This is a genomic window from Clostridium neuense, from assembly GCF_045310695.1.
GTDB lineage: Bacteria > Bacillota > Clostridia > Clostridiales > Clostridiaceae > Clostridium_S > Clostridium_S neuense.
In genome coordinates this window covers 17,168-32,951 of sequence record NZ_JBJIAA010000008.1, presented here as the reverse complement: position 1 = coordinate 32,951, position 15,784 = coordinate 17,168, and the positions used below count along the sequence as shown (strand labels likewise).

Sequence of the window (15,784 nt, the reverse complement as noted above, 5' to 3'; positions counted from 1 at the left end):
AAAAAAATAAAAACAGCACATATTATAAGTGACAGTGAAAGAGAAACTTCTTTATTAGCTGCCACGTTTAGTAAACGAAATTGCATTTGAAACAATTTCGCAATCAAGTAGATAACCATGGTTGTTTACTTGTCTAAATACTGCCCCTGAGGCCCAACCCCCCAGGGGCTATCATTTCTAGATTGATTTTAAATAGAGTTGTCACATTAAATATGTTGTTACTTCGCATTATTTTTTTACGACATAATAACCATAAATATTGGTATTGTAATCATTGAAAGAACTGTACTTAAAGTAACCATCACTGCTGCATATTTGCTGTCTGCACCATAAACCTTCGCAATTATAGGTGCATTTGTCATTACTGGCATAGCAGATTGCATGATAAAGACATCCTTCATAAGCTTTGGTATTGGTATTAATATAAGAATTATAATCATTATTAGTGGACATACCAAAAATCTTCCTAACAAAACACCTATAACATCTTTATCAATTTTCAATTCTTTAAGCTTTACAGAATGAATACTTATTCCTATAAAAATCATTGAAAGCGGAGTTGTTAAATTTCCAAGATACTTACAAGTATTCATAATAAAGAGTGGAAGTTCTATTTTTAAAAGCACTAAAATAATAGCAATTATAAATCCCAAAAGTGGAGGAGATATAATTCTTTTTATAGTTGTCTTGCTAAGTATTCCTCCATGCTCTCCAGGAGCATCTTTACTTATACAATAAACTCCAAGAGTCCAGAAGAAAGTTGTATTTGCTATGTAATACAAAAGAACATACGGAACACTTTTTTCTCCAAACAACGCTATATTTACTGGAAGCCCAATGAATATAGTATTCGAATTAAAAAACATAGACTGAAAGGTTCCCTGTCTTGACTTTTGAACCTTTAAAATTTTTGATACTGCAATTGCAATTATGTAGCAAGCAGCTATAGACAAAAAAGGAGCTATAAGCCCCTTTGATAAATTCATAAGCTTGCCCTTTGTAAAATTTCCCATGATATCAGAAACCATAAGTGCTGGCAGTGATACATTGGTGACAAGCTTTGCAAAACTTTTTGAAGTTTCTTCGTTAAACCACTTTTTTTCAGTTAATACATATCCTATAGATATCATTATTACAATAGTTAAAATGCCTTGAATTGCATTTAATAGAACCACTAAAATCCCTTCCTTGGTAACAATATTAGGATCTAAATATAACCTCTTCCCTGCTAAACATATATCTTGCCAAAAGAAGAGCTCCTACTATATATACTACCATCCAACCAAAGGTCATTGCAATATGTGTGTAGTTGTGAATTCCAACTAAAAATTCTTTCATAAGACAAGTTGCATTGGTAATTGGAATGTTAAAATAAAAGGTTTCTATACTCTTAGCATCCTTCATCATTACAGCATAGACTAAAACCATTGCTATGATAGTTATTGGACTTAAATATGTTTGAGCTTCTTTAAATGATCTTGCATATATACTTATTGCAAGCTCTATTGCTCCAAAAACCACCGTTGTTAATATTGGTATGATTATTATTAGAATAAAAGTTGCAGTATCTAAATTAATACCCTTTCCATCTCCAAACATTCCATTCTTCTGTTTCATTGTTAGATAAACTCCAAGGAGAGATGCTAATGACATTATTATTCCCATTGTGCTTATTGCCATAAGCTTGCCCCATAAAATTGACATTCTACTTGCTTTAGTAGTAAGTAATGGTTCAAGGGTTCCTCTTTCTTTTTCACCAGCTCCCAAATCTACAGAAGGTGCTATTGTACTTGTTGCCCCATAAAGCATTAATAACATTGGTATAAGCATTGTTACAAGAAAAGCACTCTTACCATCACCTTTTTGCATCTCATCCTTTACTATATTTATAGGTGTAAGTATATCTGGATTTATATTCTTCTTTGAAAGTCTCGATGCTACAATTTGTTTTGAGTAAGCTTGTACATAAGCATTTATAACTTCTGTAGCCGTATCTGCATCTGCGCTTGAATCATCATAACTTAAAGTTAGTTTTGTATTTAAATCACTTTTCAACTTTTCATCAAAATCTTTTGGAATAGTAACTGCAACTAATATTTTCCCATCCTTAATGTCCTTTTTAATATCACCGGATTTAACTATCTTTATATTCTTTTGAGACTTTAAAAATTCTCCAAAACTGCTTTGTCCTTTATCAACTACAGCTGTTTTTACACTTTGCTTTATTTTATTTTGGCTACTATTAAAAGTTCCTAATAAAAGTGATAAAAGCGGCAAAAGTAAAATTGGAAGTAGTACACTCATTATTATTGTTTTTCTATCCCTAAACATATCTGTAATTTCTTTTTTAAATACCAAAACTGTTGTATTAACCTTCATATTCTTCACCTCTATTTATAAGACTTACAAATACCTCTTCAAGATCATTATTGTTGTATTTCTCTTTTAACTCTTCTATTGTTCCCTGCTCTATTAGCTTTCCTTTGTGTATTATAACCACTCTATCACATAACTTTTCAACCTCAGTCATGCTGTGACTTGAAAAAACCACTGCCTTATTTTGTTTTTTACAATTTAAAATAAAATCCTGAACTATTCTTGCTGCGCTTACATCAAGCCCTGTAGTTGGTTCATCAAATAATACTACAGAAGGATTGTGAACAATAGACCTTGCTATAGAAACCTTTTGCTTCATTCCTCTTGAAAACTTTCCAACTCTTTTATCCATATAATCTTGCATTTCAAGCTGATTTGAAAGATTTGCTATGCTTGTCTTAGCTTCTTCATCTGACATTCCATTAAGCTTTGCAAAATACATCATATTTTCTCTCGCCGTAAGCCTGTCATAAAGTCCAACATCTCCTCCAAAGAGGATTCCTATTTCACCTCTAACCTTATAAGGTTCCTTTGAAGCATCATATCCATTTATAATTGCCTTTCCCTCTGAAATTTTAAGCATTGTTGCAAGCATTCTTAAAGTCGTTGTTTTGCCCGCTCCATTTTCACCTAAAAGTCCAACTATTTCTCCATTATTAACATTAAAACTTATATTATCTACAGCTTTAACTTTTTTAAATTGCTTTGTAATTCCAATAACTTCTACCATCTTGCTACCCCCTTAGGAAACTATATGTATATATTTTATTAAATAATATGTTTTTTTCATAGTACTATAAGTAATTAAGAAAATTACTTAAGTCACTTTTGTTAATTCACAGCTCACAATGCTGAAGGAACCATTTAAAAAAGTCCTAATAAATCTTGACTTAAAAATCGTAAAATACTTAGACATTTCAATTGTCTGAGAATTTTCTCAGCGAGTAAACATGCACGGGGCATGGGCTAATATATAGATGACTAATACAAGTTAAAGAAGGATAATGGGATTGCATCCCAAACCTCGTATATGATCGTTATCCTTCTATACCTCAAGCATGTACTCGTTTAAAATCATCACCAAGATTTATAGGACCTTTTTAACGCAACGAAGCATTGTTACTTTTCTCTTTTATATCCTTTTCATTACAAGTAGGAAGTATATTACTACTGAAATTACAACAGGTACTGCTGCTGCAATTTTATCCTTTAACAGCATTACTTCTGCTGAACCCGAAGGCAGCAAATTTACATTATTTAAATTTTCTTTATTATCCTTAATGAGTTCTTTAATTAATGTTACTATTGCAGCTACAGCTATAATAGCAATTACACCTAAAAACACTGTAGCCATAATTTTAGCACTAGTATTATTAAGCATCGCTTGGCTTTTTTTAATTGCTGCTGTAGAATTAACTTTCATAGACCACCAGCTAAGCAAAGTATTAGTTCCATTGAATATGAAGTGTATAATCATTGATGCAAAAATAGAATTTGTAATTCTAACTACATATGCAAGCATTACTCCTAAAACTAAAGCGTACAAAAATTGTGGTGGATTAAGATGAAGTACTGCAAAAAGAAAACCGTTTATAAGTGCTGCTTTCCAAAGCTTACTTCCATTATATCCTGAAAGTACTACTCCTCTCATTGTAATTTCTTCGCATAAGGCTGGAGTAAGAGCTACCACTCCAAGCATCAAGCCTAATGGCAAGCTTTGAAGCTTGTTAAAAACATCTTGTACATTATTATAAAAGAAGAAGCTTGTTACTTGCCCTAAAAACATACCTACAGGTACAAATAAAAATCCCATTACAGCAATTAAGCCAATGCTTCTTATTTTTATCTTATTAAATCTAAGAGTTTCTTTTATAGATTGTCTTGTTATTATAAAATAAATTATTACCGGAAGTATTAAAAACATAAGTTGAGTTGTAAGCAAAGAGCTAGCTACTGTGAACTTAATGACTTTACTGATTGGTCTTATTATATATCCACCAAAAACTTGCAATAATATAAGTATAAGAAAAAATATATTTACTTTTATAGGTCTTTTCAAAATGCCTTCCTCCTCAAAATAAAATTTATATATCCTGCTTTTTTAAAACCCTCCACCCCCATATTAATGATAAACTACTCAATAAGAAAATTATAATTTCATATATAATTTCATTGCTTCTAAACATTATAACAGGAAAAAAGTACAATAACACAAAAATTATATAATACAGTAGAAAAATAAGTGCTGCCTTTGCTTTGTTTTGTGCTTCAACTAATATACTTATAAATGCTGAAGCAAACGCTACTGTTAGAAACAAAAGTATATTTTGGTAATCAACCATAATAAATTGAATTATACACAATAAGAAGCATAAAGCTATATTCAAAATAAGGTTTCCTAAAAAAGCGGCTTTCCTTGTTATACCACCTGCTACCATATATTTATATGATGGCCATGCCGAAAATATAGTTATAACTATCATTTCGGATATAAAAACCGCAGCATTATATTTAAAATATATACTTACAAAAAACATAATTAAAGACAAAATACTTATGCATATCAATGGCTTTTTCTTAATTATTAATATAGTCTGTATGCTCTTTTTCAATCCACACATATTTACTCACCCTCAATCAATGTCCTTTTTCATAAACATTTTCTTTCCTATATAATACTCTAAGAATACTGTAAGCAGTAAGCCTATTAAATATAGACCATAACTTTTATTATATTCAATAAAACCTGACATAACATTAAAGTAATTACTCTTCCAAAATGTATTTGCCACACATAATGAAATTATCGTTAAAATTAATATTATCGTTGCAAGATTATACCGCTTTGCTTTACCTATACAAATTATTGATATTAAATTAGCGAAAAAATAAATCACAGTAACAATAACAAAGTTCAAAATTATTATTTGAGTAATCGAAATAAAATCTACCCTGGAGAATCTATACCAAAAGCATATTACTTGCTCCCTATTATAGGCTATTTTATTTATCATAATAGCTATGGAAATAACTACGGATGTTATACCAGATGCAGCTAATAACAACAATATATTTTCTGAGTAATATTGCTTTCTGCTAAAGTTAAGTCTAGAAAAATACTTTAAAACCTCTCCATAAAATGCAGTTTGTATTTGAGCAAAAGATATCATTAGAAGAAGAACTGCTGAATAAACACATGCAAATTGATTTTTATAATCAGTATCTAAAGCAATAACTGCACCTATACTTAAAAGACAAATTGCTATAAGTATTAATATTACTTTGCTTAACTGTACATGAAGCTTTATTTTAAACTTTCTTTTATCAAATTCACTTAAAATTTTAATCACTTCCTTTAGTTACATAAACAAATAATTTTTGAAGGGGCAGTGCACTTATTTCAAAGCCCTCATTTTTCAAGCTTTGTTTAAAAGTTTTATCCTTTTCTTCAAATATAGCTGCCTTCAAGGTTTCACCGAATTCTTCTCTGTGAATAACCTTTGCGTTTTTCAAAGCTGCATTCAGCTTATTCTTATTGCCCATAATATAAAAAGCTTTTTCTCTAAGCTCATCACAATCTTCAAACAGTTTAAGCCTTCCTCTATCAATAATTATTGTCGACTCAAAAATTTTACTTACCTCATCAATTAAATGAGTTGAGAAAATTATAGTCCTTGGATTTTCACCATAGTCCTTTAAAAGCTCATCGTAAAATATTTCTCTTGCAGCTGCATCAAGACCAGAATAAGCCTCATCATATATTGTTAATTCTGCTCTACTTGAAAGTCCTACAACTATTGCTACAGCTGACCTCATTCCCTTTGAAAGTTCACCATATTTGCGTTTCAAATCTAAATCAAATTTTTGCACGAGTTCTTCTTTAAATTCATCATCCCAATTATTGTAAAAAATCTTTGATATATTGAATATTTCTCCTACTGTTAGATTTGAAATGAAAGAGTTCTCATCATTTACAAAACAAATTTTAGAAAGAGCCTTTTCATTTTCAAATACTTCTTCTCCAAACACCTTAATGCTACCGCTGTTTTTAACATACTGTGCAGCTATTAATTTTAGAAGAGAAGTCTTTCCAGCCCCATTTCTACCAAGTAAGCCGTATATTTTATTTTCTTCAAGTCTTATATTAAAATTATCTATTGCTTGTATTTTTCCAAACCATTTATTTAAATCTTTAATTTCAAGCGCATATGACATTTTACCACTCCTATTCACTTTCACTAAGCATTTTTATTATTTCATCCTTGGTTATATCTAGCTTTTTTGCCTCTTTAAGCATTGAAATAACATATTCATCAAAAAACAATTTTCTTCTCTTTTTCTTTATTTGCTCCTTAGCTCCAACTTTAGCAAACATTCCTATACCTCTTTTTTTAAAAAGTATTCCCTCACTTACAAGTAGATTTATTCCCTTGCCTGCAGTAGCCGGGTTTATTCCATACATAGAGGCAAACTGGTTGGTGGACATAACTTGTTCTTCTTCATTTATGTATCCATCCAATATATCATCCTCAATACCTTCCGCTACTTGAAGATATATTGGTTTTGCATCATCTAAATTTATTTTCACTGAATTTCATGCCTCCTTTACTTAGTTGGTTAATTACTTATACAACTAACTATATAACAAACGGAATACTTTTGCAAGACTATAAATCATTGACATATCATTTTTAATTTGCTACTATAAAATTATAGTAAATGATAATGAATATCAATATCGCTTTGAAGGAAGGTAATTCGCTTGCAGCAAAAATTAAAAGGTGTTCCAGAGACATTACTCATTCCACTATGGGCAAGGGCAACAGAAACGCAAAGTTCAAGCCCTATAGTAAAAGATTATAAGGCAGTAGAAATGATGAAAAACATCGATTATGATTTTTCAAAATTTGATAATACATGGTTGTCCCAAATAGGAGTTGCTGTACGAACTGAACTTTTAGACAATAGTACTAAAACCTTTATTCATAAATACCCTAATGCCGTAATTATAAATATTGGCTGTGGTCTAGATACTAGATTTTTCAGACTAGATAATGACAAAATTAAATGGTATGACCTAGACTTGCCAGAGCCAATTAGAATACGCAAACAATTTTTTGCCGAAACAGAAAGATATAAAATGATAGCTAAATCTGTTTTTGATTACTCCTGGATTAATGAAATAAACATATCAAATGAACCAGTTTTAATTATAGCTGAAGGAATACTAATGTATTTTACAGAAGATGAAATAAAAAGCTTATTTAATGAAATTATCAAAGCATTTCCAGGTGCAGAAGTACTTTTTGAAATGATGACTCCGACTGTTGCTAAAATGAGTAAACATCATGACACTGCAAGCAAACTTGGGGTTAAATTTAACTGGGGCATAAAAAGTGGAAAACAAATGGAAAGTTATAATAGTAAAATTAAGTTTATTGAAGAATGGAATTATTTTGATTATCACAGAGATAGATGGCACTGGATGCGTCTTCCTTCACTAATTCCAGCCTTTAAAAACCGCTTTAATGATAGAATTGTACACTTGAAACTCTGCTAACAATAAAAACAGTGATAACTTGTTTAAATAATGCACTATAAATGTTTACGCGAAAATTCCGTAGGTACGGAGGAATTTTTTCCTTGCACTACTGTGGGAGTGAAGGAACAATGCTGAAGAAACGATTTAAAAAAGTCCTAATAAATCTCGACTTAAAAATCGTAAAATACTTAGATATTTCAATTGTCTGAGCATTTTCTCAGCGAGTTATTGAAATTTCTTAGTATTTTACGATTTTTAAGTCTTAGATTTATAGAACTTTTTTAACGCGACAAAGCATTGTTCCTTCACTCCACTGGTTTAGTTACATGTACTGTGCCATGGGGATGTTGAGGTGGTGCATAAATTGAGTATACCTTAAGTGGTTTATTGCCTGTATTGATAACATTATGCCAAGTGCCAGCAGGTATCATAATTGCAATTTCATCATAAACCTTTGCTTGAAAATCTAACCTATTTTTATTCTTTCCCATTTTAACAATTCCCTGACCATCTTCCACACGTATGAATTGATCAACATTTGGATGAATTTCTAAGCCTATATCATCACCAGCATTAATACTCATCAAAGTAACTTGCAAATGTTTTCCTGTCCATAGCGCTGTACGAAAATTTGTATTTTGCTTAGCAGCCTCATTAATATTAACCACATAAGGTTGTGGTCCATAATCCTGCAATGAAATTGCTGCATTATCAGCTTGTGGAGAAGCAAATCTTGAGCCATATTCCATTTCATCATCAAAGGGAATATAAGGCTCATGAAAATAAGGACACTGATAAGTCCTATATCCATCATACATACTATCTTCATCATATCTTAATGTATTGCTCAAAAAAGGACAACCATATGTCCCATAATTGTTATTCATATTGTTCCTTCCTTATTGTAATATTACAGAATTATAATATGCAACAAGTTTTATAGGTGTGTATTTATTTTATCTTATAAAACATTATCTCGCTTATTTTCCGTAATGAAATGGAGGAAAATATTCCTTAAACCCACCTTGGATAAAATAATAGGGTTGAGAGAACGTTTTAAATATATTCCAATAAATCTTAGAGCCTAAAGCTTAAAAGGCTTAGAACTTTCAATTTGTCTGAGCTTTGCGAGTTATTGAAAGTTCTTAGTTTTTTAAGCTTTAGGCTCTTAGATTTATGGATTATATTTAATGTTTCGAAATCCTATTACTTTATTCTAATTTTAATCCGTTAATTATTGTTTTTAAGTTTTCTGCACTATTTTTAAGTTCTTCAACTTCATGCTGTTTAAGCGGAACTTGAAGCTTTTTCTCTATTCCGTTACTAGTTATAACGCATGGTATACTTAAAGCTACATTGTTAATTCCATATTCACCTTCAAGTGTTGATGATACTGGCAAAATACTTTCTTCATTTAAAAGTATTGCTTTCACTAGTCTACTTACACTCATTGCAATACCAGAACTTGTATAACCTTTAAGCTGTAAAACTTCTATTCCCGCTTCTCTAACTTCCTTATCTACTTCATCTTTATTTATATTGTTATTAGCATTAAAAGTAGCATCTAATTCATCAAAAGGAATTCCTGCAATATTAACACCACTCCATGCAGTAAATGAAGTTCCTCCATGCTCTCCAAGAACATATCCATGAACATTTTTACTATCTACATTAAATTTTTTACCTATGATTTTTCTCATACGTGCAGTATCAAGAAGTGTTCCTGTACCTATAATCTTATTCTTAGGATAGTCAAAATATTTCTGGCAGTAATAAGTTGCTATGTCAACCGGGTTTGTAACCACAATTATAATTGCATCCTTAGTATATTTAGTTATATTCTCCATAATTGATTTAGCAACTTTTACATTAGTATCTGCTAAAACCAATCTGTCCATCTTATCACCTATTTTTAAGCTTGGTCCTGCTGTTACAACAATTATTTGAGCATCTTTGCAATCTTCATAACTTCCTGCCCTAACATTTACATTAGGACTATATGCAAAGGATGTTGTATGACTTGCATCAAGTGCTTCTCCTCTTGCTTTTTTATCATTTATATCAACAATTACAACCTCTGACAAAAGATTAAGTGAAAGAACAGTATTAAGTACAGCTGATCCAACCATACCTGCTCCTACAACAACAAGTTTATTTTTAACAAAATTCATTATTATCCCTCCATTATTTAACTGAGTACAACGTTATACTTAATTTTAGTACAACGTTGTACCGCTAGTCAATATTATTTACTTTTATCCTAAAGTATGTAAAAATATATACATTAATCTTATTTGAAACGAGTGATTAGTAGTGGCTACCATAAAAGATGTTGCAAGATTATCTGGTGTTTCACCAAGTACTGTATCTATAATTTTAAATGGTAATTCAGCTAAAAGAAAAATATCAGAAAAAACCCAAAAGAAGGTTATTAATGCTGTTAAAGAGCTTAATTATCGTCCAAATATTTCAGCACGAAAACTTAGAGACCAAAATACTCGAAGTAATCCTACTATAGCATTATATTGGTCATCTACCATTCGTGTTAATATAATATCTAGATTTTTAAGGGGCTTACAAGATGAAATTATTAAGTCTAATTACAACTTTGATATTGTAATTTGCCCTTATAAAAATGATTTTATTCACCTTGAAAAGGGTATTAATAATAATATGTTTGATGCAGCAATTATAGCTAACGTATCTACTTTAGACATGGCTTATTTAAATAAAATCACACCAAAACTCCCAATAATTTTGTTCAATCGGTTATCAGAGAAATATTCTTCAGTAAACGTTGATAACTACAAAATGGGAGAAAAGGCAGCTAACCTATTTATTGAGAAAAAGTATAAAAGTGCTGCCGCTATACTCACTAAATCCTTAAATACTGCAATGGATAATAGAAATAAAGGTTTTACAGAAACCTGTAGCCTAAATAATATTAAAATTGCACAAGAACACATTTTAGATGCTGATAATTCCCTAAAAGGCGGTGTTCTTGCTGCAAAAAAGCTTCTAAAACTGCCAACTATGCCAAAGGCCTTGTTTTGTAATTCTGACAGCATAGCTTTAGGTTCTCTTCATGTATTTAATAAGGAAGGAATAAAAGTTCCAGAAGACATAGAAATAATTGCAATTGGAATGAATGACTCTGAGCATACTGAATTTAGCACACCACCTATTACTATAGTCGATATACCTATTGAGAAAATGGCTGGAAAATGCATTGAACTTATTTCAGATATGCTTAATCAAAAACTTGAAAAACCAACTTCCATTTTTGTTGATGCGCCCTTGATTATTAGAGATTCCTGCAAATATTAAATCAAAATAATGATATAATATATTAAAGAGGTGATTTAACATGATGTCGTCAAAATTAAATGAAAACACTCTTAAAAATATTATTGATATATTAATCAAAAATGTAAAGCCTACATTAATATATATATTTGGTTCAGCTGCTCGAAATGAACTTAGGGAAGACAGTGACATTGATATAGCATATTTAAGCGATGTAGCTTTATCAAACTATGAAATATTTATATTAGCAAATGATATTGCTGATATTGTTAAAAGAGATGTAGATTTAATAGATTTAAATAAGGCATCAACTGTATTTAAAGCACAAATCGTTGGAAACGGAAAAGTTATTTATTGCAGTGATGATACTAAGCGAATGTACTTTGAAATGTATGCTTTTAAGGATTATGCATTGCTAAATGAGGAAAGAAAAGAAATTTTAGATGGCATTAGAAAGAGAGGAAACATCTATGGGTAATGATGTTATTTTTAATAAAATATCTACAATTGAAAGATGTATAAATAGAATTAATGCTGTGTATGACAATGATTTTAAAAATTTAACTGATTATACAAAACAAGATTCAATAATATTAAACATTCAACGTTCTTGTGAAGCATGCATAGATTTAGCGATGCATATAGCTTCAGAAAAAAAGCTTGGAATACCACAAACTAGTCGTGATGCTTTTGATGTATTATATAGTAATAATATTATTGGTTCCAAGCTTACAAAGAAGTTAAAAAGCATGGTTGGCTTTAGAAATATAGCTGTACACGATTATCAAGCCGTAAATCTCGATGTTGTAAAAGAAATAATTGAGCATCATCTTATAGATTTAAAAGAATTTTGTGATACCATTATAAGCTATAAACTTTAGTGCACAATTAGTTATGCTATGGAACTTTATAAATCAGTTATATTACTGCTACTATATAATTCTTTTAATTGTACAACTTTACTCACAAACGTTCCTTTAGTAACACTCAAAAGCTTCTCAACCATATCTGCTAAAGCTTCTGACTTTTTTAAAATTTCTTCATTATTAAATCCAAAAACTTTGGGATCAAATACAAAATATAATTCAGTAAGTATAAATTCTGCTACTTCTTCTGGATACTCTGTATGAAATACCCCTTCGGCTATTCCCTGTTTTATAATATTAGTAAGCATCGCTCGCTTAGTTGCTATTTCCACTACAATTACCTTGTGATGCAAACTTGTATTTTCGTCATTATGAAGTGCCTCAACAAGTTTGTGTTTATTACTTACATTGTTTTTCTTTGATTCAACATATAATTTTATTACTATTATTAGCTTTTCTACAGCATCAATATTTTTTTCTTTTACTTTTTCCTTCATTTCCAAAAGCAATTTTTCAGAGCCTCTTGTGAAAATTGCCATAAATATATCTTCTTTTGATTTAAAATAGTAGTAAAAAGTTCCTTGAGCTACCGAAACTTTCTTTACTATATCGCTTACCGAAGTTTTATCATATCCAACAGTTGAAAAAAGCTCTTCTGCTGCATCAATTAATTCGTTTTTTCTTTCTTCTGGATCTTTTGAAATTCTCAAGTTAACCCCTCCAATTGAACGTTTTTTACCTTTAAGATGACTAATTTAATTATAATTAGTTGATTGACATAAGTCAATTAATCATCACACTGTATTACTTCTGCATTTTCTAATGAACTCAACTTTTTTATTTCGGGAAATATGAGTCTCAAAAGAATTACTACTGAAATCAAATCTGTAATTGGAGTTGCTATCCATAATCCTATAATCATCATAAACTTAGGCAATATAATAAGCATTGGTATAATTATAATAACCTGTCTAAGCATGATCAAAATTATTGAATACTTTGCCTTTTCAACATACTGAAAGTAACTTGCTCCCAAAAGCATAAATCCAAGTATAGGAAGGCTCATTGAATATAATCTCATAGCTGGTACTCCTATTACTATAAGTTCCTTAGTTCCTTGCCCAAAAACATAAAAAATATTTTTACTAAATACTTCAAATAAAATAAACCCAATTAAGGAAATAATGGTTCCAAACAAAACAGATAATTTAAATGCTTTAAGTATCTTATCATATCTTTTTGCTCCATAGTTATATCCTATTATAGGTTGAACTCCTTGATTAATACCATTTATAGGCATCAAAACCAGCATATTAACATTATATATAATACCAAAAGCTGCTACAGCTGTATTTCCTCCATATATTAAACACTCTTTACTTATAATAATATTTATTACTGCCAGTGCAACCTGCATTACAAATCCCGACATCCCTATTGAAAGCGATGAAATAACAATATCCTTTTTTAGTTTCAAATTTTCAAAATGAATTCTTATATTAGAATTTTTTGCAAAGTAAGGTGATGTAGAAAATATTGCGCCAATTGCTGTTGAAATTACTGTAGCGATGGCAGAACCAGCAACGCCCATATGGAATACAAATATAAACAGTGGGTTGAAAATTATGTTGAGAATAATTGATATTAAAAAGTTGACCATTGCCCGCTTAGCTTTTCCCTGACCCTTTAAAATGTTATTCATAGAACAGCTTAAAACTTGAAAAGGCGTTTCTAAAAGTATTATGCCTGTATAAGTTACTGCATAGCTTAAAACCTTTCCCTTTGCTCCTAACGCCATAAGTATAGGTGTTAAAAAGCTATAACCAAAAATCATTAAAATAATAGACACTATAAAAGACATGATAAATGTATTTCCAACAATAGTTTCACATTTTTTAATATTATTTTGTCCAAGATTTATAGAAACAAGTGAAGTTGCCCCTAATCCAACTAACAGTGAAAATCCCAATATTACTAAAGTTACAGTATATGATATAGTTACAGCTGAAATTCCAAGAACTCCAACTCCAATACCTACAAATATTTTGTCACACACATTATATAATGCATTTGCGAGCATAGATATTATAGATGGTATAGAAAACTTCAATAAAAGCTTTTTAATTTCTCCACTTTCCATTTCATTTACATTTGACATAATTTAACCTCCATATATTTTATTGACTGACTTAAGTCAATTAGTATTTTACACAAATGACTGACTTAAGTCAATATATGCTTTTATTAATTTCTATTTTTAAAGATAAACCATCTTGAAACTTGAAATTTATTTGTACAAAAATACCATCTTCTAGGCATTTTGGTGCAAATAAATTTCAATAGTTGAAGCAGTTTATCTATTGCTAAAATTTTTTTGTCTAACCTATCTTCCCTTTAATCCATTTTATACTATACTGTCTATCCTTATTTATTGGAGAAATCCCATCCCATATACTCATAAAAAACTCCTTAAATCCCCCAATTGTAATTGTCTCTTCTACGCTTGCTTCTTCCTCTCCTACCTTTATAATTAACTTTGCATTTTCCTTTAAAAGCATAAATTTAGGAATCTTTCTTGTCAAAGGAATCTTATCAAGTATAGCAATTTCATAATTAGGACAATTTTCAAGTAAGTTAAGCATATTTTTAAAACAATTTAAGTTACTCTTATCACTGACATTTTGAACAACTATTATCTCTTTTATATTATGATTTCTTAATATCTCTTCATCATTTATTTTATGTAATGCAAATCTTTCTTCTGTATCAATTGAAAATATATCTCCATTTCCATTTATAATATTATAGAGATTTTTATCATACTTGTAATTTATAATAGGCACTGTTTGAAGCGACATAAGGAAGACATGCTTTCTTAATGCTTCTACCTCATCCCTATTTGTATAAAAAAAGGCAGAGCTTATATATTCGCTAGTTTCATCTGATATAAAAAGTATTGCTGCTAAACTCCCAACTATAATAAATTCTGAAGGTGGAGTTATAGTGCCATATTTTATGAAATATCTTGGCTCATACCCTTTTTCTAATTTAAGAAGTTCTGTAATATTTCTTACAAGCGTAGCAATCCTAGCATCATTGTCTTTTAATCTCCAGAGATGTTTTATATTCCAGCCCTTAGTTACTAACTTTGATACAATATTTATAAAGTAATCATGAGTTTTCTCATACCCATCAAGTATATCTTTTTCACCTTGGAATGTCATAAATATTTCTTTATTACAACTATTATTTTCATACGCAGCATTTAAAATCATACTGGCATATTTAAAAACTTCTTCTTTACCCTTCACAAAACTTGGTACCTTACTTAAATTATTTCGTTTTTTTATTGGCGAATTATATTTTTTATTTAGTGTTAAAGAATTTATTTGTGCTTCCATTAATATATCCAAAATGCCAGTTTCAACTTTATATCCTAAGCTTTCTATATAATTCATATAAACTTTTTCATCCATGCCATTTGAAAGACAACCTGATATTTTTTCAACATAATCCGATTTTAGAGCTGGTGTCCTTTCACCCCTAATCCATTTTCTAACATAAGATCCATCAACATTTATTTCTCGTGCTAATTTAGAAGCTGTCCACCCTCTAAGCTCAAGTAATTGAGAAAGCAAATCCCCAAATAGCGCTTTATTTTCCATATATGTACCTCCAAAACAATTTGTCCAGT

The 15,784-nt window shown here is 30.1% G+C and carries 17 protein-coding genes; 4 read left to right on the top strand and 13 right to left on the bottom strand.

Annotated features, from left to right (window positions below):
* Positions 1-236 precede the first annotated feature (236 nt).
* From ACJDT4_RS10570 to ACJDT4_RS10535, 8 genes are all read right to left on the bottom strand, one after another.
* Positions 237-1,175, bottom strand: a complete 939-nt coding sequence (locus tag ACJDT4_RS10570; protein WP_406787534.1) for an AEC family transporter — start codon at positions 1,173-1,175, stop codon at positions 237-239.
* A gap of 25 nt (positions 1,176-1,200) precedes the next feature.
* Positions 1,201-2,379 carry an ABC transporter permease gene (locus ACJDT4_RS10565; protein ID WP_406787533.1) on the bottom strand — a complete coding sequence of 393 codons (1,179 nt, stop codon included), beginning with the start codon at positions 2,377-2,379 and terminating at the stop codon, positions 1,201-1,203.
* Positions 2,369-3,106: an ABC transporter ATP-binding protein gene (locus ACJDT4_RS10560; RefSeq protein WP_406787532.1), complete on the bottom strand. Its 738-nt coding sequence runs from the start codon at positions 3,104-3,106 to the stop codon at positions 2,369-2,371. Before ACJDT4_RS10560 ends, ACJDT4_RS10565 begins: the two co-directional genes overlap by 11 nt.
* A 402-nt stretch (positions 3,107-3,508) precedes the next feature.
* Entirely contained in the window at positions 3,509-4,435 is a 927-nt protein-coding gene (locus tag ACJDT4_RS10555; RefSeq protein WP_406787531.1) for a CPBP family intramembrane glutamic endopeptidase, read from the bottom strand.
* Between the two features lie 25 nt (positions 4,436-4,460).
* A complete protein-coding gene (locus ACJDT4_RS10550; RefSeq protein WP_406787530.1) occupies positions 4,461-4,997 on the bottom strand; it encodes a hypothetical protein in 537 nt (178 codons plus the stop codon).
* Positions 4,998-5,009: 12 nt separating this feature from the next.
* Positions 5,010-5,726, bottom strand: coding sequence for a hypothetical protein (locus tag ACJDT4_RS10545; protein ID WP_406787529.1), 717 nt, complete (start codon positions 5,724-5,726; stop codon positions 5,010-5,012).
* A complete protein-coding gene (locus tag ACJDT4_RS10540) occupies positions 5,719-6,591 on the bottom strand; it encodes an ABC transporter ATP-binding protein (protein ID WP_406787528.1) in 873 nt (290 codons plus the stop codon). The genes ACJDT4_RS10545 and ACJDT4_RS10540 overlap by 8 nt, the downstream gene beginning before the upstream one ends.
* A 10-nt stretch (positions 6,592-6,601) precedes the next feature.
* A complete protein-coding gene (locus ACJDT4_RS10535; protein ID WP_406787527.1) occupies positions 6,602-6,964 on the bottom strand; it encodes a GntR family transcriptional regulator in 363 nt (120 codons plus the stop codon).
* A gap of 174 nt (positions 6,965-7,138) precedes the next feature.
* On the opposite strand from ACJDT4_RS10535, the gene ACJDT4_RS10530 reads away from it, so the two are divergent.
* Entirely contained in the window at positions 7,139-7,936 is a 798-nt protein-coding gene (locus tag ACJDT4_RS10530; protein ID WP_406787526.1) for a class I SAM-dependent methyltransferase, read from the top strand.
* A 287-nt stretch (positions 7,937-8,223) separates the two neighbouring features.
* Here ACJDT4_RS10530 and ACJDT4_RS10525 read toward each other — a convergent pair whose 3' ends face one another.
* Both ACJDT4_RS10525 and ACJDT4_RS10520 read right to left on the bottom strand, forming a co-directional pair.
* Positions 8,224-8,805, bottom strand: a complete 582-nt coding sequence (locus ACJDT4_RS10525) for a cupin domain-containing protein (protein ID WP_406787525.1) — start codon at positions 8,803-8,805, stop codon at positions 8,224-8,226.
* 324 nt (positions 8,806-9,129) lie between these two features.
* Positions 9,130-10,089: an L-lactate dehydrogenase gene (locus ACJDT4_RS10520; RefSeq protein WP_406787524.1), complete on the bottom strand. Its 960-nt coding sequence runs from the start codon at positions 10,087-10,089 to the stop codon at positions 9,130-9,132.
* Between the two features lie 142 nt (positions 10,090-10,231).
* On the opposite strand from ACJDT4_RS10520, the gene ACJDT4_RS10515 reads away from it, so the two are divergent.
* From ACJDT4_RS10515 to hepT, 3 genes are read left to right on the top strand one after another with little or no spacing between them, the layout of a single operon-like run.
* Complete coding sequence (locus tag ACJDT4_RS10515; protein WP_406787523.1) at positions 10,232-11,245, top strand: LacI family DNA-binding transcriptional regulator; 1,014 nt, start codon at positions 10,232-10,234, stop codon at positions 11,243-11,245.
* Positions 11,246-11,285: 40 nt separating this feature from the next.
* Entirely contained in the window at positions 11,286-11,702 is a 417-nt protein-coding gene (gene mntA, locus ACJDT4_RS10510) for a type VII toxin-antitoxin system MntA family adenylyltransferase antitoxin (protein ID WP_406787522.1), read from the top strand.
* Positions 11,695-12,105 carry a type VII toxin-antitoxin system HepT family RNase toxin gene (hepT, locus tag ACJDT4_RS10505; RefSeq protein ID WP_406787521.1) on the top strand — a complete coding sequence of 137 codons (411 nt, stop codon included), beginning with the start codon at positions 11,695-11,697 and terminating at the stop codon, positions 12,103-12,105. Before mntA ends, hepT begins: the two co-directional genes overlap by 8 nt.
* 26 nt (positions 12,106-12,131) lie before the next feature.
* On the opposite strand, the gene ACJDT4_RS10500 is transcribed toward hepT, so the two are convergent.
* The 3 genes from ACJDT4_RS10500 to ACJDT4_RS10490 all read right to left on the bottom strand — a co-directional run bounded on the left by ACJDT4_RS10500 (position 12,132) and on the right by ACJDT4_RS10490 (position 15,755).
* Positions 12,132-12,800: a TetR/AcrR family transcriptional regulator gene (locus ACJDT4_RS10500; protein WP_406787520.1), complete on the bottom strand. Its 669-nt coding sequence runs from the start codon at positions 12,798-12,800 to the stop codon at positions 12,132-12,134.
* Positions 12,801-12,877: 77 nt separating this feature from the next.
* Positions 12,878-14,248: an MATE family efflux transporter gene (locus tag ACJDT4_RS10495; RefSeq protein WP_406787519.1), complete on the bottom strand. Its 1,371-nt coding sequence runs from the start codon at positions 14,246-14,248 to the stop codon at positions 12,878-12,880.
* A gap of 220 nt (positions 14,249-14,468) precedes the next feature.
* Positions 14,469-15,755: a helix-turn-helix domain-containing protein gene (locus ACJDT4_RS10490; RefSeq protein ID WP_406787518.1), complete on the bottom strand. Its 1,287-nt coding sequence runs from the start codon at positions 15,753-15,755 to the stop codon at positions 14,469-14,471.
* Positions 15,756-15,784: the final 29 nt, after the last annotated feature.

What these genes read in the sequence shown, in the direction of transcription:
- ACJDT4_RS10495 (WP_406787519.1), bottom strand. Translation starts at nt 14,248, where the DNA reads ATGTCAAATGTAAATGAAATGGAAAGTGGAGAAATTAAAAAGCTTTTA.
- ACJDT4_RS10540 (WP_406787528.1), bottom strand. Translation starts at nt 6,591, where the DNA reads ATGTCATATGCGCTTGAAATTAAAGATTTAAATAAATGGTTTGGAAAA.
- ACJDT4_RS10550 (WP_406787530.1), bottom strand. Translation starts at nt 4,997, where the DNA reads ATGTGTGGATTGAAAAAGAGCATACAGACTATATTAATAATTAAGAAA.
- ACJDT4_RS10565 (WP_406787533.1), bottom strand. Translation starts at nt 2,379, where the DNA reads ATGAAGGTTAATACAACAGTTTTGGTATTTAAAAAAGAAATTACAGAT.
- hepT (WP_406787521.1), top strand. Translation starts at nt 11,695, where the DNA reads ATGGGTAATGATGTTATTTTTAATAAAATATCTACAATTGAAAGATGT.
- ACJDT4_RS10520 (WP_406787524.1), bottom strand. Translation starts at nt 10,089, where the DNA reads ATGAATTTTGTTAAAAATAAACTTGTTGTTGTAGGAGCAGGTATGGTT.
- ACJDT4_RS10560 (WP_406787532.1), bottom strand. Translation starts at nt 3,106, where the DNA reads ATGGTAGAAGTTATTGGAATTACAAAGCAATTTAAAAAAGTTAAAGCT.
- ACJDT4_RS10490 (WP_406787518.1), bottom strand. Translation starts at nt 15,755, where the DNA reads ATGGAAAATAAAGCGCTATTTGGGGATTTGCTTTCTCAATTACTTGAG.
- ACJDT4_RS10525 (WP_406787525.1), bottom strand. Translation starts at nt 8,805, where the DNA reads ATGAATAACAATTATGGGACATATGGTTGTCCTTTTTTGAGCAATACA.
- mntA (WP_406787522.1), top strand. Translation starts at nt 11,286, where the DNA reads ATGATGTCGTCAAAATTAAATGAAAACACTCTTAAAAATATTATTGAT.